This window comes from Streptomyces sp. CB03234 (genome assembly GCF_001905885.1).
In the GTDB taxonomy this organism is placed as follows: domain Bacteria; phylum Actinomycetota; class Actinomycetes; order Streptomycetales; family Streptomycetaceae; genus Streptomyces.
Map to the genome: position 1 here is coordinate 449,945 of NZ_LIYH01000002.1, position 23,943 is coordinate 473,887.

At 72.1% G+C, this 23,943-nt stretch carries 25 protein-coding genes; 13 read left to right on the forward strand and 12 right to left on the reverse strand.

From position 1 onward, the window contains the following. Window positions 1–112: 112 nt before the first annotated feature. The 3 genes from AMK26_RS08890 (at window position 113) to hutH (ending at window position 3,077) form a co-directional block, all read left to right on the forward strand. Window positions 113–484 carry a hypothetical protein gene (locus AMK26_RS08890; RefSeq protein ID WP_241837837.1) on the forward strand — a complete coding sequence of 124 codons (372 nt, stop codon included), beginning with the start codon at window positions 113–115 and terminating at the stop codon, window positions 482–484. Window positions 485–487: 3 nt separating this feature from the next. Further along, window positions 488–1,042: a hypothetical protein gene (locus tag AMK26_RS08895; RefSeq protein WP_073753892.1), complete on the forward strand. Its 555-nt coding sequence runs from the start codon at window positions 488–490 to the stop codon at window positions 1,040–1,042. A 493-nt stretch (window positions 1,043–1,535) separates the two neighbouring features. After that, entirely contained in the window at window positions 1,536–3,077 is a 1,542-nt protein-coding gene (gene hutH, locus AMK26_RS08900) for a histidine ammonia-lyase (RefSeq protein ID WP_073753894.1), read from the forward strand. 27 nt (window positions 3,078–3,104) lie between these two features. On the opposite strand, the gene AMK26_RS08905 is transcribed toward hutH, so the two are convergent. Continuing rightward, window positions 3,105–3,386 carry a hypothetical protein gene (locus tag AMK26_RS08905; RefSeq protein WP_073753896.1) on the reverse strand — a complete coding sequence of 94 codons (282 nt, stop codon included), beginning with the start codon at window positions 3,384–3,386 and terminating at the stop codon, window positions 3,105–3,107. Window positions 3,387–3,519: 133 nt separating this feature from the next. On the opposite strand from AMK26_RS08905, the gene AMK26_RS35570 reads away from it, so the two are divergent. Both AMK26_RS35570 and AMK26_RS08915 read left to right on the forward strand, forming a co-directional pair. Further along, the gene (locus AMK26_RS35570) at window positions 3,520–3,834 is read left to right on the forward strand and encodes a hypothetical protein (RefSeq protein WP_241837838.1); all 315 of its coding nucleotides are present in this window, start codon (window positions 3,520–3,522) and stop codon (window positions 3,832–3,834) included. Window positions 3,835–4,048: 214 nt separating this feature from the next. Next, window positions 4,049–5,314 (forward strand): L,D-transpeptidase, encoded by a 1,266-nt coding sequence (locus tag AMK26_RS08915; protein ID WP_073753898.1) that lies wholly within the window; start codon window positions 4,049–4,051, stop codon window positions 5,312–5,314. An 84-nt stretch (window positions 5,315–5,398) separates the two neighbouring features. On the opposite strand, the gene AMK26_RS08920 is transcribed toward AMK26_RS08915, so the two are convergent. Next, window positions 5,399–6,259 (reverse strand): helix-turn-helix domain-containing protein, encoded by an 861-nt coding sequence (locus AMK26_RS08920; RefSeq protein WP_073753900.1) that lies wholly within the window; start codon window positions 6,257–6,259, stop codon window positions 5,399–5,401. A 127-nt stretch (window positions 6,260–6,386) separates the two neighbouring features. On the opposite strand from AMK26_RS08920, the gene AMK26_RS08925 reads away from it, so the two are divergent. Both AMK26_RS08925 and AMK26_RS08930 read left to right on the forward strand, forming a co-directional pair. After that, a complete protein-coding gene (locus tag AMK26_RS08925; protein ID WP_073753902.1) occupies window positions 6,387–7,430 on the forward strand; it encodes an NAD(P)-dependent alcohol dehydrogenase in 1,044 nt (347 codons plus the stop codon). An 86-nt stretch (window positions 7,431–7,516) separates the two neighbouring features. Further along, window positions 7,517–7,867: a DUF1330 domain-containing protein gene (locus tag AMK26_RS08930; protein ID WP_073753904.1), complete on the forward strand. Its 351-nt coding sequence runs from the start codon at window positions 7,517–7,519 to the stop codon at window positions 7,865–7,867. A gap of 69 nt (window positions 7,868–7,936) precedes the next feature. Here the strand turns inward: AMK26_RS08930 and abc-f are convergent, their stop codons facing one another. The 3 genes from abc-f to AMK26_RS08945 form a co-directional block, all read right to left on the reverse strand. Continuing rightward, entirely contained in the window at window positions 7,937–9,571 is a 1,635-nt protein-coding gene (gene abc-f / locus AMK26_RS08935) for a ribosomal protection-like ABC-F family protein (protein WP_073753906.1), read from the reverse strand. Between the two features lie 150 nt (window positions 9,572–9,721). Then, window positions 9,722–10,384: a peptide-methionine (S)-S-oxide reductase MsrA gene (gene msrA, locus AMK26_RS08940; RefSeq protein ID WP_073753907.1), complete on the reverse strand. Its 663-nt coding sequence runs from the start codon at window positions 10,382–10,384 to the stop codon at window positions 9,722–9,724. A 415-nt stretch (window positions 10,385–10,799) separates the two neighbouring features. After that, window positions 10,800–11,912: a hypothetical protein gene (locus AMK26_RS08945; RefSeq protein WP_073753909.1), complete on the reverse strand. Its 1,113-nt coding sequence runs from the start codon at window positions 11,910–11,912 to the stop codon at window positions 10,800–10,802. 60 nt (window positions 11,913–11,972) lie between these two features. Between AMK26_RS08945 and AMK26_RS08950 the strand changes: the two genes are divergently transcribed. Then, the gene (locus tag AMK26_RS08950; protein ID WP_073753911.1) at window positions 11,973–13,127 is read left to right on the forward strand and encodes a cystathionine gamma-synthase; all 1,155 of its coding nucleotides are present in this window, start codon (window positions 11,973–11,975) and stop codon (window positions 13,125–13,127) included. A gap of 47 nt (window positions 13,128–13,174) precedes the next feature. Here the strand turns inward: AMK26_RS08950 and AMK26_RS08955 are convergent, their stop codons facing one another. The 4 genes from AMK26_RS08955 to AMK26_RS08970 are packed head-to-tail and all read right to left on the reverse strand — an operon-like array spanning window position 13,175 to window position 14,708. Beyond that, on the reverse strand, window positions 13,175–13,366 hold the full coding sequence (locus tag AMK26_RS08955) for a DUF1059 domain-containing protein (RefSeq protein ID WP_073753913.1): 192 nt from the start codon (window positions 13,364–13,366) through the stop codon (window positions 13,175–13,177). Between the two features lie 54 nt (window positions 13,367–13,420). After that, window positions 13,421–13,669, reverse strand: coding sequence for a hypothetical protein (locus AMK26_RS08960; RefSeq protein ID WP_241837839.1), 249 nt, complete (start codon window positions 13,667–13,669; stop codon window positions 13,421–13,423). Then, a complete protein-coding gene (locus tag AMK26_RS08965; protein WP_073753915.1) occupies window positions 13,666–14,115 on the reverse strand; it encodes a sigma factor-like helix-turn-helix DNA-binding protein in 450 nt (149 codons plus the stop codon). Before AMK26_RS08965 ends, AMK26_RS08960 begins: the two co-directional genes overlap by 4 nt. A gap of 32 nt (window positions 14,116–14,147) precedes the next feature. Further along, complete coding sequence (locus AMK26_RS08970; RefSeq protein WP_073753917.1) at window positions 14,148–14,708, reverse strand: MarR family winged helix-turn-helix transcriptional regulator; 561 nt, start codon at window positions 14,706–14,708, stop codon at window positions 14,148–14,150. Window positions 14,709–14,820: 112 nt separating this feature from the next. Between AMK26_RS08970 and ilvA the strand changes: the two genes are divergently transcribed. From ilvA to AMK26_RS08985, 3 genes are all read left to right on the forward strand, one after another. Further along, complete coding sequence (ilvA, locus tag AMK26_RS08975) at window positions 14,821–16,050, forward strand: threonine ammonia-lyase (protein ID WP_073753919.1); 1,230 nt, start codon at window positions 14,821–14,823, stop codon at window positions 16,048–16,050. Window positions 16,051–16,355: 305 nt separating this feature from the next. Continuing rightward, complete coding sequence (locus AMK26_RS08980; RefSeq protein ID WP_073753921.1) at window positions 16,356–17,321, forward strand: ATP-binding cassette domain-containing protein; 966 nt, start codon at window positions 16,356–16,358, stop codon at window positions 17,319–17,321. After that, window positions 17,318–18,148 carry an ABC transporter permease gene (locus AMK26_RS08985; RefSeq protein ID WP_073753923.1) on the forward strand — a complete coding sequence of 277 codons (831 nt, stop codon included), beginning with the start codon at window positions 17,318–17,320 and terminating at the stop codon, window positions 18,146–18,148. The genes AMK26_RS08980 and AMK26_RS08985 overlap by 4 nt, the downstream gene beginning before the upstream one ends. A 59-nt stretch (window positions 18,149–18,207) precedes the next feature. On the opposite strand, the gene greA is transcribed toward AMK26_RS08985, so the two are convergent. Together greA and AMK26_RS08995 are read right to left on the reverse strand one after the other, a co-directional pair. Then, a complete protein-coding gene (gene greA, locus AMK26_RS08990; protein WP_073753925.1) occupies window positions 18,208–18,705 on the reverse strand; it encodes a transcription elongation factor GreA in 498 nt (165 codons plus the stop codon). Window positions 18,706–18,936: 231 nt separating this feature from the next. After that, complete coding sequence (locus tag AMK26_RS08995) at window positions 18,937–19,338, reverse strand: DUF4307 domain-containing protein (protein WP_073753927.1); 402 nt, start codon at window positions 19,336–19,338, stop codon at window positions 18,937–18,939. A 105-nt stretch (window positions 19,339–19,443) separates the two neighbouring features. Here AMK26_RS08995 and mca point away from each other — a divergent pair, with 105 nt between their 5' ends. Both mca and AMK26_RS09005 read left to right on the forward strand, forming a co-directional pair. Further along, window positions 19,444–20,325, forward strand: a complete 882-nt coding sequence (gene mca / locus AMK26_RS09000; RefSeq protein WP_073753929.1) for a mycothiol conjugate amidase Mca — start codon at window positions 19,444–19,446, stop codon at window positions 20,323–20,325. Continuing rightward, on the forward strand, window positions 20,318–20,566 hold the full coding sequence (locus AMK26_RS09005) for a hypothetical protein (protein WP_073753931.1): 249 nt from the start codon (window positions 20,318–20,320) through the stop codon (window positions 20,564–20,566). Before mca ends, AMK26_RS09005 begins: the two co-directional genes overlap by 8 nt. A gap of 67 nt (window positions 20,567–20,633) precedes the next feature. On the opposite strand, the gene AMK26_RS09010 is transcribed toward AMK26_RS09005, so the two are convergent. Further along, entirely contained in the window at window positions 20,634–23,879 is a 3,246-nt protein-coding gene (locus tag AMK26_RS09010; protein WP_443333157.1) for a tetratricopeptide repeat protein, read from the reverse strand. Window positions 23,880–23,943: the final 64 nt, after the last annotated feature.

Below are 23,943 nucleotides of genomic sequence, written 5' to 3' on the forward strand. Positions count from 1 at the left end.
AGCCCTTTGCATCAGAACGCAAAGGGTTCGACCGCCTCAGCGTGATCCGTAGCGTCAGTCATGTCGGTTCCAGCTCAGGAACCGACGGACCTGGAAAGGATCGTGAGACCAAGTGGCAGTGCTCTCCCTTTCGTCCCTGCGGAAGTCCGTGGCGGCAGCCGGCCTGACGGCACTGGTCGCGGTGGCGCCGGTGCTCGTCGCGACCGACGCGCAGGCGCTGGGCAACAACCGTACCGTGAACCGCAGTTGTGGCAGCAACTATGTGTCCAGCGGCTTCACCGGAAGCTACAGCTGGGCGCAGACCACGAAGTCATCGGGCGACTGCGCCGGCCGACTGAGCGCGGCCCTGATACGCAGTGACGGCTACCAGACCACCCGCAAGTACGGCAGCAGCAGCTCCGCCTACACCAGTTACACCTCCAGCAGCCAGGCCCGCAACGGCCTGCACTGGGGCTGTGACTCCTGCAACGTCACCTACTCCTGACCCATGCGCAGGGCGATGCTCGTCGTCGCGCTGCTCCTGGCCACCGTCTCAGGCTGCGCTCAGGCCGGCCTGGACGGTGGCCGGGAGGCCGGCGACATACCGCTTCCCGGGCAGGACTGGGCGCTCAAGGACGGCCGGGTCAGCGCGGCCGAATACCGCACGGCCATGGGCCGGTTCGTCTCCTGCGTCAGGGACGCCGGGTACCCAGTCAGCGAGCCCATCCTCAGCCCGGCCGACAATCTGACACTGATCTACGACATCACGCCACGTGGCGAACCGAAGACGTACAACAACGCCGTACAGAGCTGCAATCTCTCCCATCTGTCGATGGTCGAGCCGACGTTCGTCGAGGGCCGGGCGCAGGTCATGGACGCGCCCTTGCGGGCGGCGGTCGGCGACTGCCTGAGCCGGAGGGGTGTCGTGCTGACGGGGAAGGAGCGGAGCCTGAAGGCCTTCGCTCGTTCGGCGAGGGACGAGACACGGGTGGTCGACTGTGTGACGGGGCAATGGGCCCGGGTCTATCCCACACTTCCAGCGGAGGTACCGCTCCGCTTCTGACCCTGGCCTTGGGCGGCGCCTCCCCCGTTGCGGGCCGTCGTCCCGCTGGGGCGATGGGGCCTTACAGCGACCACCCGGGGCGGTGCGCGTTCCCGGTTCCCCCCGGGGCGGTGCCGTCCCCGCCCGCCCCCGCCGGTGGCCCCGGTGCGGGTCGGTGGCCTGCCGGGGGGTGGGGGGCGTGGCCCCTCCGGGCTCACCTCTCCCTCAGAGGGGGCACCCCCACGAGGCCGGCGGCCTTGGGCGCGACGGTTGGGAGCCGTTACCGAGCCTCCCCCAAGCTCTGCGGGGGCGACCCTGTACGGACCCACCCCGGGCGGTGGCCATCCGTGGGACGGGGGTACGGGCTCCGGCTATGGGCATCTGCCGGCCGGTGGGAGACGGGGGCCCGGCCCGTTGGGGGTTGGGGGTACGGTCCCGGGGAGGTCGTAAGGGGTGCCGGGGAAGCGGGGTAGTGACACGTTGGGATTCAGTCCGTACGCTGCTGAATATGGATATGCACACAGTCGTGGTGGGGACGTCCGGCGCCACCGCCCAGGACGTCATCGCCGTGGCCCGCGGCAACGCCCGTGTCGAGCTCTCCCCGGAGGCGCTCACCGCGCTCGCCAAGGCCCGCGAGATCGTCGACGCCCTCGCCGCCAAGCCCGAGCCCGTCTACGGCGTCTCGACCGGCTTCGGCGCGCTTGCCACCCGGCACATCAGCCCCGAGCTCCGCGCCCAGCTGCAGCGCAACATCGTCCGCTCGCACGCCGCCGGCATGGGCGCGCCCGTCGAGCGCGAGGTCGTGCGGGCGCTGATGTTCCTGCGGCTCAAGACCGTCTGCTCCGGGCACACCGGGGTCCGGCCCCAGGTCGCGCAGACCATGGCGGACGTGCTCAACGCGGGCATCACCCCCGTCGTCCACGAGTACGGCTCCCTCGGCTGCTCCGGCGACCTCGCCCCGCTCAGCCACTGCGCGCTCACCCTGATGGGCGAGGGTGACGCCGAAGGCCCCGACGGTCGCGTCCGCCCCGCCGGAGAGCTCCTCGCCGAGCACGGCATCGAGCCCGTCGAGCTCCGCGAGAAGGAGGGCCTCGCCCTCCTCAACGGCACCGACGGCATGCTCGGCATGCTGATCATGGCCCTGGACGACCTCGACAAGCTCTACAAGTCCGCCGACATCACCGCCGCCCTGTCGCTGGAAGCGCTCCTGGGTACGGAGAAGGTCCTCGCGCCCGAGCTGCACGCCATCCGCCCGCACCCCGGCCAGGGCGCCGCCGCCGCGAACATGCTCGCCGTCCTCAAGGGCTCCGGCCTCACCGGCCACTTCCAGCAGGACGAGGCCCCCCGCGTCCAGGACGCCTACTCGGTGCGCTGCGCCCCGCAGGTCGCCGGAGCGGGCCGCGACACCATGGCCCACGCCCGGCTCGTCGCCGAGCGGGAGCTGGCCTCCGCCGTCGACAACCCGGTGGTCCTGCCCGACGGCCGCGTCGAGTCCAACGGCAACTTCCACGGCGCGCCCGTCGCGTACGTCCTGGACTTCCTCGCCATCGCCGCCGCCGACCTCGGCTCCATCGCCGAACGCCGCACCGACCGGCTGCTCGACAAGAACCGCTCCCACGGCCTGCCGCCGTTCCTCGCCGACGACGCGGGTGTCGACTCGGGGCTGATGATCGCCCAGTACACACAGGCCGCCCTGGTGAGCGAGCTGAAGCGGCTCGCCGTCCCGGCCTCCGCCGACTCCATCCCGTCCTCCGCCATGCAGGAGGACCACGTCTCCATGGGCTGGTCCGCCGCCCGCAAGCTGCGCACCGCCGTCGGCAACCTGGGCCGGATCATCGCCGTCGAGCTGTACGCCGCGACCCGCGCCATCGAGCTGCGCGACGGGCTCACCCCGGCGCCCGCCTCCCGCGCCGCCATCGAGGCGCTGCGTGCGGCAGGCGTCCAGGGCCCCGGGCCGGATCGTTTCCTCGCGCCCGACCTGGAGGCCGCCGACGCCTTCGTACGGGAGGGGAAGCTCGTCGAGGCGGTCGAGAAGGTCACCGGCCCGCTGGCCTGACGACGCCTTGCGCCGGGGCGCGCACCGTCACAGGACGGTGTGCGCCCCTCGTCGTACGGCGAAGGCCACCAGCCCTGTCCCCATCGCGAGGAAGGCCGCGCCGCCGATCAGGTACGGGGTGGTGTCCACGCCGCCGGTGTCGGCCAGGACCAGCTGCTCCTGGCCCTTCGCGGCCGTGGACGTTCTCGTTTCGTGCTGCTCCGCGGGTGGCCGCTCAACGGTGGCGTTGGCCGAAGGGACGAACCACAGCGCACCGAGCAGGGTCCCGGCGGCGGTGGCGGTCAGCAGCGGTCGACGTGCGACGGACACAGATTCAGATCCTTTTGCGGAACCGAGAATTGGTGGGTGCGCCGATGCTAATGAACACAGCGGGTCGCTGGAAAGTCATGGGCCCCGGCGGCTTACGCTCCGTCATATGAGCCCTTCTGAGACATCACGGTATGTGCGCCTTCGCGTGGAACTGCTGCTGGAAGTGACGGACAACGACCAACTCACCGGAGCCGCGCTGGAGCGCGTCGAAGCCGACGAATTCATGCCGGACGAGGAGCGTACGCACGCCCGATCCGCGGTACGAGAAGACGAAGCGGAAGCTCTCGCCTACCTCGTCGAGCCGGTCGACCTGCTCGGCCAGGTGCCCGGCGTGGAGCTCGCCCAGGCGTCGTGGAGCAGCGAGCAGGTCGAGTACGACCCCGACGCGGAGATGTGGGACCTGGATGAGGAGGATGATGAGGATCACCTCGACGACGTACGGCCGTAGCGTGTGACCTGTGACACGCTCCGGGTCCCGGACCGCCGCTGTGGCGGGCGCGTCCGGGGCCCATTTCACGCGCATCGGTATACCTCGGGAAGATCGGGAACCAACGGCTCCCCCGGGCGCGTCGATCAGTGGTGTTCCCCACATCCGTACCGGATGGGGAACGGGACGGGTTGTTATGGGTGTTGTTGAGACAGTTGGCAGGGAATCGGCGACGATGGAGAAGCGTGTGATGACGGACAGCAAGCGGCGCAAGGGCCTGGCGGCCGCGTCCGCACTGCTCGGCGGCGTACTGGTGCTCACCGGCTGCACCGGCGGTGAGGACGAGGCCGACGCCTCCGAAAGCTCGAAGACGTCACAGTCCCAGGTCGACGCGGCGGCGGCGAAGGACGCCTCCGAGGCCCGAATAACGATCTCCCCGAAGAACGGCGCGCAGAACGCCGGCATCAACAACGACGCCAAGGTCACTGTCAGCGAGGGCACGCTCACGCAGGTCACGATGACCGCCCCGGACGGCACGACCGTCAAGGGCGAGATCGCCGCCGACGGCACCAGCTGGAAGCCCAGCGAGCAGCTGGAGCGGGCCACCACCTACAAGATCGCCGCCACCGCCAAGGACTCCGAGGGCCGTGAGGCCCACGAGAACTCCTCCTTCACCACCGTCTCCAAGGACAACAGCTTCATCGGGAACTTCACCCCCGAGGACGGCTCCACGGTCGGCGTCGGCATGCCCGTCTCGATCAACTTCAACAAGCCGATCACGGACAAGAAGGCCGTCCAGTCCGGCATCACCGTCTCGTCCACCAGCGGCCAGGAAATCGTCGGCCACTGGTTCAACTCCCAGCGCATCGACTTCCGCCCCGAGAACTACTGGGCCGAGGGCTCCAAGGTCACGCTGAAGCTGAACCTCGACGGCGTCGAGGGCTCCGACGGCGTCTACGGCGTCCAGCAGAAGACCGTCACCTTCACCATCGGCCGCAACCAGGTCTCCACCGTCGACGCCGCCGCCAAGACCATGACGGTCACCCAGGACGGCAAGACGATCAAGACCATCCCGATCTCCGCCGGCGCCCCCGAGAACCCGACCTACAACGGCCAGATGGTCATCTCCGAGAAGTTCAAGGAGACCCGGATGGACGGCTCGACGGTCGGCTTCACCAAGAAGGACGGCAAGGGCGAGTACGACATCAAGGACGTGCCGCACGCCATGCGGCTGTCCACCTCGGGCACCTTCATCCACGGCAACTACTGGGGCTCGGACTCCATCTTCGGCAAGGTCAACACCAGCCACGGCTGCGTGGGCCTCAACGACGCCAAGGGCGCCAACGACCCGAAGCAGCCCGGTGCCTGGTTCTACGACAACTCGATCGTCGGTGACGTGGTCGTCGTCAAGAACTCCAAGGACAAGACCATCGCCCCGGACAACGGCCTCAACGGCTGGAACATGAGCTGGGCGGAGTGGAAGGCCGGCTCGGCCGTCTGAGCCACCACTGAACGAACGGGCGGCGGTCCTCCTCACGGAGGGCCGCCGCCCGTCGTCGTACGCACGCTACGTACGCCGCTGCGCTCAGCGCGCCCCCGCGACCTCGTCGACCCCCCAGTTCGCCAGCAGCCGCAGCGACTCCGCCGACGGCGTGCCCGGCTCCGCCGTGTACGTCACCAGGCTCAGGTCGTGGTCGTCCGGCAGCCGCAGCGTCTCGTACGCCAGCGTCAGTTCGCCCACCAGCGGATGGTGCAGCCGCTTCGCGCCGTGCCCCTTCTCCTGCACCGTGTGCGCCGCCCACAGCTCGCGGAACTCCGAGCTCTTCACGGACAGTTCACCGACCAGCGTCGACAGTTGCGGATCGTCCGGCGAGCAGCCCGCGTACAGCCGCAGCGCGCTCACCACCTCCGTCGCCTTCGCCTCCCAGTCGACGTACAGATCGCGGACGTTCGGGTCGAGGAACAGCTGCCGTGCCATGTTCCGCTCCTGCGGCTGGAGCGCCGCGAAGTCCCCGAACAGCGCCCGCGCCAGCCTGTTCCAGGCCAGGATGTCCAGCCGCCGCCCCAGGACGAACGCCGGCACCCCCTCCATCGCGTCCAGCAGGTGCTGCAGCGCCGGGCGCACCGTCTGCGGCCGGGTCGCCGGCACCCGCCGCTTCTTCTTGTGCGTCGGCCTCGCCAGGTGCGTCAGATGGTCACGCTCGGCGTCCGTCAGACGCAGCGCCCGCGCGATCGCGTCCAGCACCTCGATGGACACGTTGCGGCCGTTGCCCTGCTCCAGGCGCGTGTAGTACGCGACGGAAACGCCGGCCAGCTGCGCCAGCTCCTCCCGCCGCAGCCCCGGTACCCGGCGGTGGCGCCCGAACTCGGGAAGCCCGACGTCCTCCGGCTTCAGCCGGGCCCGCCGGGAGCGGAGGAACTCACTCAGTTCGGCACGCTGATCCATACGTCAAGTATTCCGGGTCGTACGTACCGACAGGCGGCTGATCCTGTCCCTGCCAGTAGTACGCACAGCGGACGTACGAACGACAGAGACCTGGGCGGCCCGCGCCGGCACCGGCAGACTCACTGCCATGACCACGAACGTCTCCGCTTACGCAGCCCCCGCCGCCAACGCCCCGCTGGAGCGCACCACCATCCCGCGCCGGGCGGTCGGCGAGCACGACGTACTGATCGAGATCAGGTACGCGGGCATCTGCCACTCCGACATCCACCAGGCCCGCGACGGCTGGGGCGAGGGCATCTTCCCGATGGTGCCCGGCCACGAGATCGCCGGAATCGTCACCGAGGTCGGTGCGGGGGTCACGAAGTACCAGGCCGGCGACCGGGTCGGTGTGGGCTGCTTCGTCGACTCCTGCCGCCGGTGCGACTACTGCCGCCAGGGTCTGGAGCAGTACTGCGTCGAGGGCATGACCGGCACGTACAACGCCCTCGACCGCAGCGGCGAACCCACCTACGGCGGCTACTCCACCCACATCGTCGTCGACGAGAACTACACCGTCCGCATACCCGACGGCCTCGCCCTCGACGTCGCCGCCCCGCTGCTGTGCGCCGGCATCACCCTCTACTCGCCGCTCGTCCACTGGAAGGCCGGCCCCGGCAAGAACGTGGCCATCGTCGGACTCGGCGGCCTCGGCCACATGGGCGTGAAGATCGCCCACGCGCTGGGCGCCGAGGTCACCGTCCTGAGCCAGACCCTGCGCAAGCAGGACGACGGCCTCGCGATGGGCGCCGACCACTTCTACGCGACCAGCGACCCGGAGACCTTCGACAAGCTCGCCGGCACCTTCGACCTGATCGTCTCCACGGTCTCCGCGCCGCTGGACCTCGGTGCCTACCTGGGCCTGCTGAAGACCGACGGCGCCCTGGTGAACGTCGGCGCGCCGGAGGAGCCCGTCTCGCTGAACCTCTTCTCCGTCATCGGCGGCCGCAAGACCCTCGCCGGCTCGATGATCGGCGGGATCGCCGAGACCCAGGAAATGCTGGACTTCTGCGCCGAGCACGGCCTGGGCGCGGAGATCGAACTGATCCGCGCGGATCAGATCAACGAGGCGTACGAGCGCGTGCTGAAGAGCGACGTGCGGTACCGCTTCGTCATCGACACCGCGACGATCTGACGGCGCTGTCGATGACGTCCGGGGTAATCGACCCCGTACGCCCACGCAGGGAGCATGGGGTCGTTCCCACCCACGAGGAGGACCCCATGCCCGCGTACGCCATCGGAAACCTGCGCCCCGCCGCCGCGCTCGACGACGAGGTGTTCACCTACATGGAGCGCATCCAGGCCACCCTCGACCCCTTCGGCGGCCGGTTCCTCGTGCACGGCGCGCCGGCCATGGAGGTCCGCGAGGGCGAGTGGAACACCGCGCTCGTCATCATCGGGTTCCCGTCGCTGGACCACGCGCGCGACTGGTACGACTCCGAGGCCTACCAGCGGCTCGTCCCGCTTCGGACCCGGCACATGAGCGGCGACGTCCTGCTCATCGACGGAGTCGCCCCCGACTACGACGTCACGGCGACGGCCGCGATGCTGCGGGCGGCGCAGACCGCCTGACGGCGGGTCAGGCCTGTGTGGCTTCAGGCGTGCGCGGCCTTGAGGCCTGTGCGGCAGGCCCTTGCGACCTCAGGCCCCGGCGCCCGGTCTAACGGCCCGGCCCGCCCTCAGCTCCAACCGGTCGCCGGCGAACGCGCTGCGGAAGCGGCGGTCGTGCGAGACCACGACGACCGCCCCCTCGTACGCCGCCAGGGCCGCCTCCAGCTCCTCCACCAGGCCGAGCGCCACATGGTTCGTCGGCTCGTCCAGTACGAGGAGGCCGGCCGGACGTGTCACCAGGCGGGCCAGCTCCAGCCGCCGCCGCTGGCCCACCGACAGGGCGGCCACCGGAACCGGCAGGTCCTCCTCCCGGAACAGCCCGAGCGCCAGCAGCTCCTCCGCGTGGTCCTCCGGCGCACCGGGGCGCCCGGCCGCGAACGCCGCCAGCAGCGGGCGGCGCGACGGGCGCGCGGGCAGCTCCTGCGGCAGGTAGCCCACCCGCCCCGGCCGGTGCACGGTGCCCGCGTCGGGGCGCAGGTCCCCGGCGATCACCCGCAGCAGGGTCGTCTTCCCGGCACCGTTCGGGCCGGTCACCAGCAGCCGGCCGCCCGCCCCGACGCGCAGGCCCGCCACCCGCAGCCGGTCGCCGACGACCACACCGTTCAGCTCCACCGCCACGTCCTGGGCGTCCGGCGCGACCAGCCGGGGCGCGAACCGCAACGGTTCCGGCGGCGCGGGGACCGGCTCCCGCCGCAGCCGCTCCAGCCGCTGCCGCGCCGTCCTGACCCGCCCGGACAGCTTCGCCTCGTGCGAGCGCCGGTGCTTGCCGAAGCCCTCGCGCGGGTCCTTGCCCGAAGCGGCCAGCCGCTGTCCGGCAGCCGCGACCAGGGCCTCCGTGTCCGCCACGTCGTCCAGCCACGCCTGGTGGTCCAGCTCCCAGCGGCGGCGGGCGGCGGCCTTCGCCGTCCGGTAACCGGCCCAGCCGTCCCCGTACCGCGTCACCGCCCGCGTGTCCCGGTCGACCTCCAGGAGCGCGGTCGCCACCGCCTCCAGGAACACCCGGTCGTGCGTCACGGCCAGCACCGTGCCCCGGTGCGCCCGCAGCCGCTCCTCCAGCCAGCCGGTCGCCTGCCGGTCGAGATGATTCGTCGGCTCGTCGAGCAGCAGCAGCTCGGCGCCCGACGCCAGCACACAGGCCAGCGCCAGCCGCGACTGCTCGCCACCGGAGAGCGACCCCAGCGGCCGCCCGCGCCCGATGTGCCCGACGCCCAGCCCGTGCAGGGCGGCGTCGACCCGGGCATCCGCCCGGTAACCGCCGCGCTCCTCGTACGCGCTCAACAGCTCGCCGTACGCCGCCAGTTCGGCCTCCGACGCCTCGGCGAGGGCTGCTTCGGCCGCCCGCAGCCGCCGCTCCATCGCCCGCAGCTCGCAGAGCGACGCGTCCACCGCGTCCTGCACGCTCGCCGCCGGGTCCAGGTCCAGGGTCTGCCCGAGATGGGCCACCCCGCCGGGGAAGCGGACGGTCACCTCCCCGCTGCCGGGCGCCTCGGCCCCGGCGAGCATCCGCAACAACGTGGACTTGCCGGAGCCGTTCTCCCCGATGACGCCGATCTTCTCACCGGGGCGGACGGTGAACGTGACCTGATCCAGCACGGAGCGGTCCCCGTACGCCTTGGACACGTCCTTGAGGGTCAATTGAGAGGGGTCGTGGGCGCGATCGCGCATGATTTCTTTCCCTGATGTCCGGGTTCGGAAAGGACGGGGCATGACGGGACGCCTGCGCGTCCGCGCCCGGAATCAGAGAAAGAAGTAGTACGAACCCATGTGCCCGAGTGTAGGGAAGGGCGGGGTGCCGCTCCAGCCGATAAAGCCGGGTCAGTCGTCCGCCGAGGCGACGCCGACCGGGCAGCTCACGCCCGTACCGCCGATGCCGCAGTAGCCGCCCGGGTTCTTGTCGAGGTACTGCTGGTGGTAGGCCTCGGCCGGGTAGAAGGGGCGGTCGTCGGCGGGGAGGATCTCCGTGGTGATCGCCCTGTATCCGGAGCCGGTCAGGACCCGCTGGTAGGCGTCGCGGGAGGACTCGGCGGCCGCCGCCTGGGCGGGGGAGTGGGTGTAGATCGCCGAGCGGTACTGGGTGCCCACGTCGTTGCCCTGGCGGAAGCCCTGAGTGGGGTCGTGGGACTCCCAGAAGAGCTTCAGGAGCGTTTCGTACGAGACGGCCTTCGGGTCGAAGACCACCCGGACCACCTCCGTGTGGCCCGTCATGCCCGAGCAGACCTCCTCGTAGGAGGGGTTTCGCGTGTAGCCGCCCTGGTAGCCGACGAGGGTCGTCCAGACACCGTCGGTCTGCCAGAACTTCCGCTCGGCGCCCCAGAAGCAGCCCAGGGCGAAGTCCGCCACCTCCAGGCCCTCCGGGTAGGGGCCCAGGAGGGGGTTGCCGAGGACGGTGTGGCGGGCGGGAACGGTGAAACCGGGCTCCGGGCGGCCGCGCAGGGCCTGGTCGGGGGTGGGGAGCACGGGGGTGCGGCCGAACAGCATGACTCGGTCTCCTTGTCGCGGCGACGCCGGGGCGGCACCGGAACAACGTTCCGGGCACGGGGGGAATTCCGCGCCGGCCGGCCGGACGGCGTCCGCAGCGCGCGAGCGCGCGGAGCGCGCACGGTTGCGCCAGGTCGGGAGGCGGGCCGGCAGGCCCGGCAGGTCGGTAGGCGGCCCGACCTCGTCGGCGGGCCGGGGCCCGGTCCGCAGGCCTCGCCCTGCGGGCAGGCCCGCAGTCCGCAGGCCCCGCCCTGCGGGGAGGCCCGCAGTGCGCAGGCCTCCCCGTTTCGCGGCCTGAAGACCGGCGGGCAGGTGCTCGTCGTGCGCGGGCCGACGGACCGTAGGTGGGCACCCGTGCGCGGGCCGACGGATGTCGGCACCGCACCCGTACGGGCGGGGCCGGGCCCGGGACCCGTCAGTGCGGCAGCGTCGCCGGGCTGCCGCCGTTGGCCTCGTAGCCCGCGACCGCCAGGGCGCGGTAGACCGCGTACTCCGCCGCCGGGTCCTCGCTGAGCGTCCACGGCAGGGCGCCGATGTGGCCGTCCACGTGGACCAGCTGGTGCATGGCCTCCGACCAGCGTTCCGCCCGTACCAGGAAGTGGATCAGCAGGTGGCGTACGTGCGCCAGCATCGGGTCGTCCGGGCGGGCCGAGTGCACCGCGTACAGCGCGCCCTCCATGGCCTTCGACACCACCTCGGTGCCGTAGAAGTCCTGCACCAGCGCCACCTCCGGCAGGTGCTCGAAGACCGCGAACAGCGGCAGCGCGGCGAGCAGCGACCCCCGCGGGGCGCGCGCGGCGGCCGCCGTCGCGAACCGGTCGGCGTCCGCCCCGGAGCCGTGCCACTTCTCGCACCAGTAGTGGAGGGCCGCCAGGTGCGCGCCCATGTGCTGCGGCGCACGGTCGATGATCTTCGCCCAGACCTGGTCGAACTGCTCGTGGGTGTAGCCCAGGCCCCGCGCCACGGCCAGCTCGACGATGTACGGGACCGGGTCGCCGGGCGACAGCAGCGCGGCCTGCTCGCAGACCGTACGGGCCTCCTCCAGGATGATCCGGAAGTCGTCGCGGTCGGCCGACGACGACCGCCACGCCTGCTGCACCAGGAACTCGGCGTGGACCTGCGCCCCGCCCGGGTCCTTCGGCTTGTCCGCGCGCCACGCCCGCAGCCAGGCGCCGCCCGTACCGGGCTGCTGCGCCAGCTCCAGCGACGCCGCGCCCGCGAACGCCTGCACCCGCTGCCAGCGCACCTCGCCGTCCTTGTCGGTGCCCGCCAGCAGTTGCGACGCGGCCCGCCAGTCCTGCGTGCGCTGCACCACGTCCAGTACGTCCAGGAGGTCCTGGTCCGGTCCGGGCATCCGTACGTCGAGGTCTTCCTGGCGTACGAAGCCGTACGCGCTCGGATCGGCGGCGTCCGGCGAACCGGGCGCGACCAGACGGATACCGCCGCCATCACCCCGGCGGCGCCGCAGCCACGGCGCGAGGACCATGCCGATCATGGCCACCGCGATCAGGAACCAGAGAATCTCCATACGGCCATTGTCCCGGACGCGTCCGGTGCGCGACGCCGCCCGCGACTACCCTCGGGCCTCATGAGCGACGAGCACACGCACCAGAACTTCGAGACCCGCGCCATCCATGCGGGCAACACCGCCGACCCGCTTACCGGCGCGGTCGTCCCGCCCATCTACCAGGTGTCCACCTACAAGCAGGACGGGGTAGGGGGCTTGCGCGGCGGCTACGAGTACAGCCGCAGCGCCAACCCGACGCGCAGCGCGCTGGAGGAGAACCTCGCGGCGCTGGAGGGCGGCCGGCGCGGCCTGGCCTTCGCCTCCGGCCTCGCCGCCGAGGACTGCCTGCTGCGGACGCTGCTGGTGCCCGGCGACCACGTGGTCATCCCGAACGACGCGTACGGCGGCACGTTCCGCCTCTTCGCGAAGGTCGTCGCACGGTGGGGCGTGGAGTGGTCGGTCGCCGACACCTCCGACCCGGCGGCGGTACGGGACGCGATCACCGACCGTACGAAGGCGATCTGGGTCGAGACGCCGTCGAACCCGCTGCTCGGCATCACCGACATCGCTGCCGTCGCGGACGTCGCCCGCACGGCCGGCGTCCGGCTCGTCGTCGACAACACGTTCGCCAGCCCCTACCTGCAGCAGCCGCTCGCGCTCGGCGCGGACGTCGTGGTCCACTCGCTGACCAAGTACATGGGCGGCCACTCCGACGTCGTCGGCGGCGCGCTGGTGACGGCCGACGAGACGCTCGGCGAGGAGCTGGCGTACCACCAGAACGCGATGGGCGCGGTCGCCGGGCCCTTCGACTCGTGGATCGTCCTGCGCGGCATCAAGACGCTGGCCGTACGCATGGACCGGCACAGCGAGAACGCGACGCGGGTCGCCGAGATGCTGACCCGGCACCCGAAGGTGACGAGCGTCCTCTACCCGGGCCTGCCCGAGCATCCGGGGCACGAGGTCGCCGCCAAGCAGATGCGGAGCTTCGGCGGCATGATCTCCTTCCGTGTCCAGGGCGGCGAGGAGGCGGCCGTCGAGGTCTGCAACCGGGCCCGGCTGTTCACGCTGGGCGAGTCCCTGGGCGGCGTCGAGTCGCTCATCGAGCACCCCGGCCGGATGACGCACGCGAGCGTCGCCGGGTCGCTGCTGGAGGTCCCGGCGGATCTGGTGCGGCTGTCGGTCGGCATCGAGAACGCCGACGACCTGCTGGCGGACCTGCGCCAGGCGCTGGGCTGAGACGGGATGTGCGGCGGGGGCACCTGAGCCGGGGTGCCCCCGTCCAGTCAGGCGGGAACCCTCTCGTCCTTCAGGGACCGGCGGACCATGTCGCGCAGTTCCGGTCCGTCCGTGTGGCCGTGGACGGACACCGCGTGCTCGGCGGCGGCCCTGACGACTTCCTCCTCCTCACCGCTGATGGTGAGGGTGCACCCCATGACGCTGGGGGTGTCGCGGCAATCGGCGACTTTCCTTGCCATGGCGACCTCCTACATGAGTGAAGTGCGCCGCTGCATCCAGCGTAGGCCCGCGACTCACCAGCCCTCGAACGGTGGCGTGACCCCCGACGACGGTGGCCGCCACGGCTCCGCGACCGACGCCCACACCGCGAACGCGACCGCCGCCGCCGTCAGCAGCGCCCACAGGACGCGGCGCAGCAGCCGGGCGCGGTGCCGGCTGCGGGTGCCCCGGCTGATCGCGCGGGGCAGCAGGTCCGGCGGGAGCTGGACGCGCGGCGGGGCGGCCAGCATGCGCCGCACCTCGTCCTCCTTGCGGTCGTTCACGCGGGCCGCCTGAGGACGGTGACCGCGCGGGTGCAGGTCGACCGGACCCGCTCCACCGGGAGGCCGAGCAGCGCCGCCGTCTGTTCCTCGGCGACACCCTCGTACAGGCGCAGCACGACGACGAGCCGTTCCAGCGGGGTCAGTCGCGACAGCACCCCGCCGCAGGGGCGGTGGAAGCGCCAGGCCGCGCGGGCGAAGCGGGTGGCCAGCTCGCGACGGGTGAGGTCGTACGGGTCCTCGCCGCGCAGCCGGTCCCAGCGGGCGTACGTGGCCGCCAGCGCGGCGGTCAGCAGCGCCCCCGCGCGCGGGGCGCGGCCCGGCGGCTCGGTCGTCAGGAGCGTGGCGGCGTGCAGCAGCCGGCCCGCGGCGCCCGCGACGAACGCCTCGAAGTCCCGGTCGCGCCGGCGCCGGTGCTGGTGGTGCGTCGTCGCCTGCCGCTCTCGCACGTCCTCATATCAGGCCAGGGTCCCGGCCCGGGTCAAGAGGCCGGAGCCGTCTCCGTCTCGGCCACCCTCTCGGCCACCCTCTCGGCCGCGCTCTCGGCCGAGCTCTCGGCGGGCGGCAGACCGGCCTGCCGGGCGGAGAGCGCGGAGTTGAAGCGGGTGAGCAGGGTGCAGAACGACTCGCGTTCCTCCTCGGTCCAGCCGTCCGTCACCTCGGCCATCAGCCGGCGCCGTGAGGAGCGGACCTCCTCCAGGCGGGCCTGGCCGCGCGGCGACAGCTGGAGCACGACGGCGCGGCCGTCCTCCGGGTGCGAGGTCCGCTTGACCAGGCCGGTGTCCACCAGCGGCGCGACCTGGCGGGTGACGGTGGACGAGTCGATGCCCATCCCCGCCGCCAGGGCCTTCACGCCCATCGGGCCTTCCTGGTCGAGGCGGTTGAGGAGCAGGTAGGCGGCCCGGTCCATCGAGTTGCGGAGCTGGCCGGTGCCGCCCAGCCGGGTCTGCTCGGCCCGCCGGGCGAAGACGGCCACCTGGTGCTGGAGGGCATCGAGGAGACCGTGGTCAAGATCAGTCGTCATGTCCTGGGATGTGGGCATGGCTGGGGCTCTCTCGTGCGGTGGTGGTCGGTTGGTGGGGGACAGAGTACGCGGCCCGGTGCGCCTTGGTACCGGCGCTGCACAAACGTGATGAGCTGCAAGACTTGGCGTCATGAGCTTCGGTACGCCATACCCCTCACACCCCCTCATCCTCGACGACATCCGGGGGGCGCAGAAGATGCTCTCCGGGGTGGCCAGGGTGTCGCCCATGGAGGGCAGCCGGTACCTGTCACGGCTGGTGGGCTCGCCGGTCCACTTCAAGTGCGAGAACCTCCAGCGGACCGGGTCGTTCAAGCTGCGCGGCGCGTACGTGCGGATCTCCGGGCTGCGCCCGGAGGAGCGGGCGGCGGGCGTCGTCGCGGCGTCGGCCGGCAACCACGCGCAGGGCGTCGCGCTCGCCTCGTCGCTGCTGGGCGTGCGCTCCACGGTCTTCATGCCGGTGGGCGCCCCGCTGCCGAAGGTCGCGGCGACGCGGGAGTACGGGGCGGACGTACGGCTGCACGGGCACGTGGTCGACGAGACGCTGGCGGCGGCGCAGGAGTACGCGCACGACACGGGCGCGGTGTTCATCCACCCCTTCGACCACCGGGACATCATCGCGGGGCAGGGCACGGTGGGGCTGGAGATCCTCGAACAGTGCCCGGAGGTGCGGACGATCGTCGTCGGGGTCGGCGGCGGTGGGCTCGCGGCGGGCATCGCGGTGGCGGTCAAGGCGCTGCGGCCGGACGTGAAGGTGATCGGCGTCCAGGCGGAGGCCGCCGCCGCGTACCCGCCGTCGCTGGCGGCGGGCCACCCGCTGGCGATCGACTGCTCGCCCACGATGGCGGACGGCATCCAGGTGGGGCGCCCCGGGGACGTGCCGTTCGGGATCGTGGAGGAGCTGGTCGACGAGGTGCGCACGGTGTCGGAGGACGCCCTGTCGTCGGCGCTGCTGCTGTGCCTGGAGCGGGCCAAGCTGGTCGTCGAACCGGCCGGGGCGAGCCCGGTGGCGGCGCTGCTGAGCGCGCCGGAGACGTTCAAGGGGCCGGTGGTGGCGGTGCTGTCGGGCGGGAACGTGGACCCGCTGCTGATGCAGCGCATCCTCCGCCACGGCATGGCGGCGGCGGGCCGCTACCTGAGCCTCCGGCTCAGGCTCACGGACCGCCCGGGCGCGCTCGCCACGCTGCTGGGCGTCCTGTCGGTCGCCGACGCCAACGTCCTGGACGTCGGGCACGTACGGACCGACCCGCGCCTGGGGCTGACGGAGGTGGAGGTGGAGCTCCACCTGGAGACCAAGGGCCCGGAGCACTGCGAGGAGGTCGCCTCGGCGCTGCGGGAGGCGGGGTACACGGTGATGCCCTGACGGGCGGGGTCCCGCTGTGGGCAGTCGTCCCGCGCGCGACCCGCAGATGCCCACCGGCCGGGGTGGGGCCGTGCAGGGGGGACCCCCATCGCCCCAGCGGGACGACTGCCCACAACGGGGCGGCGGCGGGCGAGCCCGGCGGGACGACTGCCCACAACGGGATGGGGGAGGCACCGCCCAGCGGGCGGAGGCCCTTGTAGGTCGCGATGTATCGCGTTATGGTGGTCACATAATTGCCCGGGCGGGCTCCGTCCGGCGTCCCTACGCTTTGGGTAGCGATTCACCCCATCAACGGGAGAACCCACATGCCAGGCGCAATTCACGCCGAAGGTCTGGTCAAGACCTTTGGCGACGTACGGGCTCTGGACGGAGTGGACCTCGATGTCCCCGAAGGGACCGTCCTGGGGCTGCTCGGCCCCAACGGTGCCGGCAAGACCACCGCCGTACGCGTACTCACCACGTTGCTCAGGCCCGACAGCGGCAAGGCGGTCGTCGCGGGCATAGACGTCCTCAAGCACCCCAATGAAGTCCGCCGGGCCATCGGCCTGTCCGGTCAGTTCGCCGCCGTCGACGAGTACCTCACCGGCCGCGAGAACCTCCACATGGTCGGCCAGCTCTACCAGATGTCGAGCAAGGCCGCGAAGATACGCGCGGGCGAGCTGCTGGAGCGGTTCAACCTCGCCGAGGCCGCCGACCGCCCCGCCAAGACCTACTCCGGTGGCATGCGCCGCCGCCTCGACCTCGCCGCCGCGCTCGTGGTGTCGCCACCCGTGATGTTCATGGACGAGCCGACCACCGGCCTCGACCCGCGCAACCGGCAGCAGCTGTGGGACGTCATCCAGGAACTGGTCGCCGGCGGTACGACCCTGCTGCTGACCACGCAGTACCTGGAGGAGGCCGACCACCTGGCCCACGACATCTGCGTCGTCGACCGCGGCAAGGTCATCGCCCGCGGCACCGCCGACCAGCTCAAGGTCCGTACCGGCGGCGAGCGCGTCGAGGTCGTCGTCCACCAGCCCGACCAGATCGACCCCGCCCGCGCCGTCCTCGCCGGTTTCGGCAAGGGGGAGGTCGCCGTGGAGACGCACACCCGCAAGCTCACGGTCCCGGTCACCGGCGGCGCCAAGCTGCTCGCCGAGGTCATCCGCGAACTCGACACCCGGGGCGTCGAGATCGACGACATCGGCCTGCGCAGGCCCACCCTCGACGACGTGTTCATCTCACTGACCGGCCACGCCGCCGAACTGGCCGACGAGGAGGCCGCGAAGTGAGCGCCATCACCGCCCCCAAACCGCGCGGCGGCATCGCCCAGTCGGTCGCCGACTCCCTCGTCGTCGCCCGGCGGAATCTCATCCGGATGTCCCGGATCCCCGAAATGATCATTTTCGGGCTCATTCAGCCGATCATGTTCGTGGTGCTGTTCAGTTACGTCTTCGGCGGCTCCATGAACATCGGCGGCACCACCGACCCGGACGTCTACCGCAACTTCCTGATGGCCGGCATCTTCGCCCAGACCGTCACCTTCGCCACGGCCGGTGCGGGCGCCGGTATCGCCGACGACATGCACAAGGGCCTCATCGACCGCTTCCGGTCCCTGCCCATGGCCCGCGGCGCGGTCCTCACCGGCCGTACGCTCGCCGACCTCGTACAGACCGCGCTCACCGTCGTGGTCCTCGCGGTCGTCGCCGTGCTCGTCGGCTGGCGCATCCACGAGGGCGTGCCCAAGGCGCTCGGCGCGTTCCTGCTGCTGCTCCTGCTCGGGTACGCCTTCTCCTGGATCGGCGCGCTGATCGGCCTGTCCGTGCGTACGCCCGAGGCGGCCACGTCCGGCGGGCTGATCTGGCTGTTCCCCGTGACGTTCCTGTCCAACGCGTTCGTCGACTCGTCCCGGATGACGCCGTGGCTGCGGCACATCGCCGAGTGGAACCCCTTCAGCGCCACCGTGCAGGCGTGCCGCGAGCTGTTCGGCAACCCGGGCGTCACGAACTCCACGGCCTGGCCCATGGAGCACCCGGTGCTCGCCTCGGTCCTCTGGTCGCTGGTGATCATCGCGGTGTTCCGCACGCTGGCGGTGCGCAAGTACCGTTCGGCGGCGTAATCGGCGGCGTAACACGCACGAAGGGCCGGGCCCAGCGGCCCGGCCCTTCGGTGCTGCTGTCAGCCCGAGTACGGCTTCGCGTCGAGGATCGTCACCGACGCCTTCTTGCCGTTCGGCAGCTCGTACTGCGCGTCCTCGCCGACCTTCTTGCCGTTGACGCCCGAGCCGAGCGGCGACTGCGGGGAGTACGTCTCGATGTCGGAGCTCGCGTACTCGCGCGAGGCGAGCAGGAACGTCAGGGTGTCGTCCTCGTCGCCGTCGAAGGCGATCCTGACCACCATGCCGGGCGCCACGACGCCGCTCTCCGCGGGAGCCTCGCCCACCTTCGCGTGCTCCAGGAGCTGGGTGAGCTGGCGTACGCGCAGCTCCTGCTTGCCCTGCTCCTCCTTGGCCGCGTGGTACCCGCCGTTCTCGCGCAGGTCGCCCTCCTCGCGCGCAGCCGCGATCTTCGCGGCGATCTCGGTTCGCGCGGGACCAGACAGGTACTCCAGCTCGGCCTTGAGCTGGTTGTACGCCTCCTGGGTGAGCCAGGTGACGTTTTCGCTGGTCTGGGTCACAGGTGCTCCTCGTCGGTACTGGGAATACAAAGCATCGCCCTACCCAGAAGGATTGTGCCTTCCTGGATGGGCGAAACCACGAGCCTAACAATTTCGGCGGGGAAGGGGGAGGACGAAAGCCACGGAATTTGTGTCCGCGCAGGTCACGGAGCGGAAGCGGCGCGGATGCGTGGGCGGATGCGTGGCGGGTGCGTTGCGGGTGCGGGCGGCGCGAGGGGTGCGTGGCGCGGGCTACTCCGACGTACAGCCCAGGAGCTCCGCGCTCGTCGCCTTCGCCGTCGTCCGTACGGTGACGACCTCGTCGATCCGGTCGGTCGCCTGGTCGAAGCGGACGTCCTTGTGGCCCACCTCGCTGCCGTCCTCCGCGAGGGCGCGCAGCGTGCAGGAGCCCTTGGCGTCCCTGTCCTTGCGCACCTCCAGGTGCGCCTGGACCCGGTCGTCGGCCGAGACGTCGAACTTGATCAGCTCGGCGCTGATCCTCTGGCCGGCGATGTAGTCGTACCCGAACCAGCCGACCATGGCGAGCAGCGCGACGCCCAGGACCGAGCCGACGATCTTGAGCTTGCGGTCGGCGCGCTCGTCCGCCGAGCGGCCGTAGCGGCCCTCGGGCAGCCCTTCCCGCACCGCGCTCATGATCGTTCCTCTCCTGGGCCGACTTCCCGGACGGCGGAATTTTCCGCCCACCGATTCCGTCACTATAGAAGCCGCCTGAAGTGACCATTCATTGAGGATCGAGTCTTGACTGAGCAGCTGCGACTGATGGCCGTTCACGCCCACCCCGACGACGAGTCGAGCAAGGGCGCGGCGACGATGGCCAAGTATGTGTCCGAGGGGGTGGACGTGCTGGTCGTGACCTGCACCGGGGGCGAGCGCGGTTCCATCCTCAACCCGAAGCTCCAGGGCGACCCGTACATCGAGGAGAACATCCACGAGGTACGCCGCAAGGAGATGGACGAGGCCCGCGAGATCCTCGGCGTCCGGCAGGAGTGGCTGGGCTTCGTCGACTCCGGCCTTCCCGAGGGCGACCCGCTGCCGCCGCTGCCGCAGGGCTGCTTCGCCCTGGAGGACGTCGACAAGGCCGCCGGCCGCCTGGTGAAGTCCATTCGTACCTTCCGCCCGCAGGTCATCACCACATACGACGAGAACGGCGGCTACCCGCACCCCGACCACATCATGACCCACAAGATCACGATGGTGGCCTTCGACGGTGCGGCGGACGCCGAGAAGTACCCGGAGTCGGAGTTCGGCCCGGTCTGGCAGCCGCTGAAGGTCTACTACAACCAGGGCTTCAACCGTCCCCGCACGGTCGCCCTGCACGAGGCGCTGCTGGCCCGGGGCCTGGAGTCGCCGTACGGGGAGTGGCTGGAGCGCTGGAAGGAGTTCGAGCGCGCCGAGCGGACCCTGACCACGCACGTCCCGTGCGCCGACTTCTTCGAGATCCGCGACAAGGCCCTGATCGCCCACGCGACGCAGATCGACCCGGACGGCGGCTGGTTCCGCGTCCCGATGGAGATCCAGAAGGAGGTCTGGCCGACGGAGGACTACGAGCTGGCCAAGTCCGTGGTGGACACCTCCCTCCCCGAGGACGACCTCTTCGCGGGCATCCGCGACAATGCCTGACATGAGCGCACACCAGGCACTGACCCAGCTCGTCCCGCTCGCCGCCAAGGAGCTCGACGAGAACAAGGTGACCCCCGGCGTCCTCGGTTTCATCGTCTTCGCGGTCATGGCCGCGGGCGTATGGCTGCTGATGAAGTCGATGAACCGCCACATGGGCAAGATCGACTTCGAGGAGGCCCCCGACGCCCCGGAAACGGCGGCGACGGGCGCCGAGAGCACGCCGGGCAAGAGCGCCCGGTAGGCCCCAGGCCCGATGTCACGGCTCCATGACCACCGCGTGGTGGTCATGGAGCCGCGCCATGCCCGGATCAGGAGCGGGGCGAGCCCGTTCCGGTCCCCGCCTCCGCCGGGACGCCCATCACCTCCCGCGCGTGCCGGTTCGGGGTCAGGCCCAGGGGCCAGGCCTGCCAGGGCGCTTCCAGGCGGATGCCGCGCTCCAGGACCAGCGACCAGGCCGCCAGGGCGTCCTCCAGGCGCGGGTCACGGGCCGGGTGCCCGGCGTCCGTCAGCTGGGCCAGCTCCTGCTGGGCGACGACCGTGCCGACGTCCACGCCGCCCGGGGAGGCGTACGGAAGCAGGGTGCAGCGCAGGAAACGGGACCAGTCCGCGCCGCGCAGGTCGCCGTACGAGGCGAACAGGGCGGTGGCCTCGTCGCACAGCGCGAGCGCCTGGGGCGCCCTGCTGTTGCCCGCGTCGATGACGGCCAGCTCCAGGCACGTCCACGCCTCGCCGTGCGCCACTCCGATACGGCGGAAGTCCGCGCGGGCGTCCACCAGCAGCTGCCGGGCGAAGCCCGAGTTGCGGAGGTTGCCCGTGCGGGCCGCGCGCTGGTCGCGGGTGGCGCGGCCCGAGTGGTGGCGGGCGCACGCCAGGCCGTACACGTCCCGCATCCGGGAGAACATCGTGCGGGCCCGCTCCAGCTCCCGTACCGCCTCATCCGTCTCGCCCTCGTCCTCCAGCGCCTGGCCCAGGTAGTACAGCGTCCACGCCTCGCCCCGCGCGTCCTCGTTGTCACGGTGCCGGACCACGGCCGTACGCAACTGGCCGGCCGCCGCGCCGGGGTCGCCGTCCACCAGCCGGGCCCGTCCCAGCTGGGTCAGCGCCCACGCCTCCCCGCGCCCGTCGTGCGTGCGCCCGTACAGTTCCAGCGCCGTACGCAGCTCCTCCTCGGCGCGCGGCACGTCCCCCAGCCGCAGCCGGACCTGGCCCAGCTGGAAGTGCGCCCACGCCTCGCCGTGCAGCGACTCGTTCTCCCGGTGCAGCGTCAGCGCCGTGTCCAGCAGGGTCAGCGCCTCCGCGATGTTCGCCCGGTCCCGCTCCACCGCCGCCAGGGCGTGCAGCGTCCACGCCCGGTCCGCCGCCAGCTCCGGCGACGCCTGGAGCTCCAGCGCCTCCCGCAGCCTCGCCGCCGCCTCCGGCAGATTGCCCTGGTGCTGGAGCGTGATGCCCAGCGAGCACAGCGCGAGCGCCGCCCCCGCGTCCTGCTGGGCCTCCTGATACAGCGACACCACCGACGTCAGCGTCGTGCGCGCCGTGTCCAGCTCGCCCAGCTGCCGCGCCGCGATACCGGTCCGCCAGCGCACCGACCGCGCCAGGAGCCCCTGGTCCACTGCCTCGGTCAGCTCCTGGAGCTCACCGAGCCGGTACAGGTCGCCGCGCAGCAGGCAGTAGTCGCACAGTGCGCCCAGCAGGTCCAGCACCGTCTGCCGGCTCACGCCCTCCGCGTTGCGCAGCGCCGCCGTGATGAACGCCGATTCGTCGTCCAGCCAGCGCAGCGCCGCCTCCAGCGAGGTGAACCCGTGCCCGCCGAACCGGGCGCCCTTGCCGGCCCGCGTCGACATCTTGCCGTCCACCATGCGGATCACCGCGTCGGCCAGCTCCGCGTAGTTCCTGATCAGCCGCTCCTGGGCGGCGGCGATGTCGCCCGCGTCCTCCTCGTCGCCCAGCCGCGCCGCCGCGAACGCCCGCACCGCGTCGTGCAGCCGGAACCGGTCGCCCCGCACCGGGTCCAGCAGGCCCGCCCGCGCCAGCTCCCGCAGCCGCTTGTGCGCCTCGTCCTCCCCGGCCGCCAGCAGCGCCCCGGCCGCCGCCGCCCCGAGCGACGCCCGCCCCGCCAGCGCCAGGCGCCGCAGCAGCCGCCGCTGGTCCTCGTCCAGGTCCGTGCCGTACCGCGCCGCCACCGCCCGCTCGACCGGACCACCCGGCTGCCGCTCCAGCAGCCGGGCCACCTCCGCCGTCGACCGGGCGCCGACCGCCGAGCCCGCCACCCGCAGCGCCAGCGGCAGCCCCCCGCACAACTCCCGCACCCGCTCGGCCGCCTCCGCGTCGTACGGCCCCCGCTCCGCGCCCCCGGCCACCTCCCGCAGCAGGTACTCCGCGCCCGCCGCGTCCAGGCCCGCCACCGGCAGGTGGTGCACCCACGCCGGCACGTCGTCGCCCAGCTCCAGCGGCTCGCGCGCCGTCACCAGCACCAGGCTCTCCGACCGCTCCGGTATCAGCGTCCGCACCTGCTCCGCGTCCCCCGCGTCGTCCAGCACCACCACGACCGGCAGCCCCGTCAGGTGCTGGTGGTACAGCTCGGCCAGCCGCCGCACCTGCGCCGGCGCCGACGAGGAGCGGTCGCGCAGCAGCAACTGCTCGCGCGGCGCGCCCAGCCGGTTCAGCAGGTGCAGCAGCGCGTCGCGCGTCGACACCGGCTGCCCGTCAAGGCCGGTGCCCCGCAGGTCCACCAGGCACGCCCCGCGGAACAGGTCCCGCAGCCGGTGCGTGGCCCGCACGGCAAGGGCGGTCCGCCCCGCGCCCGGCTCGCCGTGCAGCACCACCACCGTCGGCCGCGTCTCGGTCGCCGCACGCCCCGACCGCACCCACCGCTCGATCCGCTCCAGCTCCCCGCGCCGCCCCGCGAACGGCTCCCCGGCCTCCGGAAGGTGGCCGAACGACTGCTCCAGCGCCGTGCGCCGGCGGGCGACGGCGCTGCGGTCCACGCCGCGCAGCGCCGGCGCCTTGTCGGCCGGCTTCTGCGGCGCGGCGGCCGCCGCCAGGATCCGCTGCTGGTCCAGGAACGGGCGTATGCCCCGTACCTCCAGCGCCGTCAGCCACTGGAGCCGCAACTGCTCGGGCCCGCCCGGCTGGCCCAGCGCGCCGGCCCGGCGGTGCGCGGCCGGCCAGTGCGCCGCGGTCACCTTCAGCACCGTCGCCGCCGCCCCGGCGACCGCCACCACCGCCCCGGCCCCCAGCGCCGTGCCCGTCGCCGTGCCCAGCGCCAGGTCCGCGCCGATCGCCGCCACCGCCGCGACCGCCGTGACCAGCGTGGGCGTCCCGACGGCCTGCCCGCTGAACCGCTCCGACAGCGACAGCCGGCCCGCCTCCACCGCCTCCAGCGCCGCCGCATACGCCGCGTACTCCTCCGCGGCGCTCGCCGCCAGGGTGTCCAGCGCCGCCCGGCCCCGTGCCAGCAGCACCCCCGCGTCGGCCCGGCCGCCCGAGCGCCGCACCTCCTCCTCCACGGCCCGGGCCAACAGCCGCTCGGCCTCCGCGCGATGGCTCTCCCGCAACTGCGTCATCCGCGTCCCCCTCCGCAAGCGATCACTTTCCGACAAGTGTCCGCCGCAGGGCTGA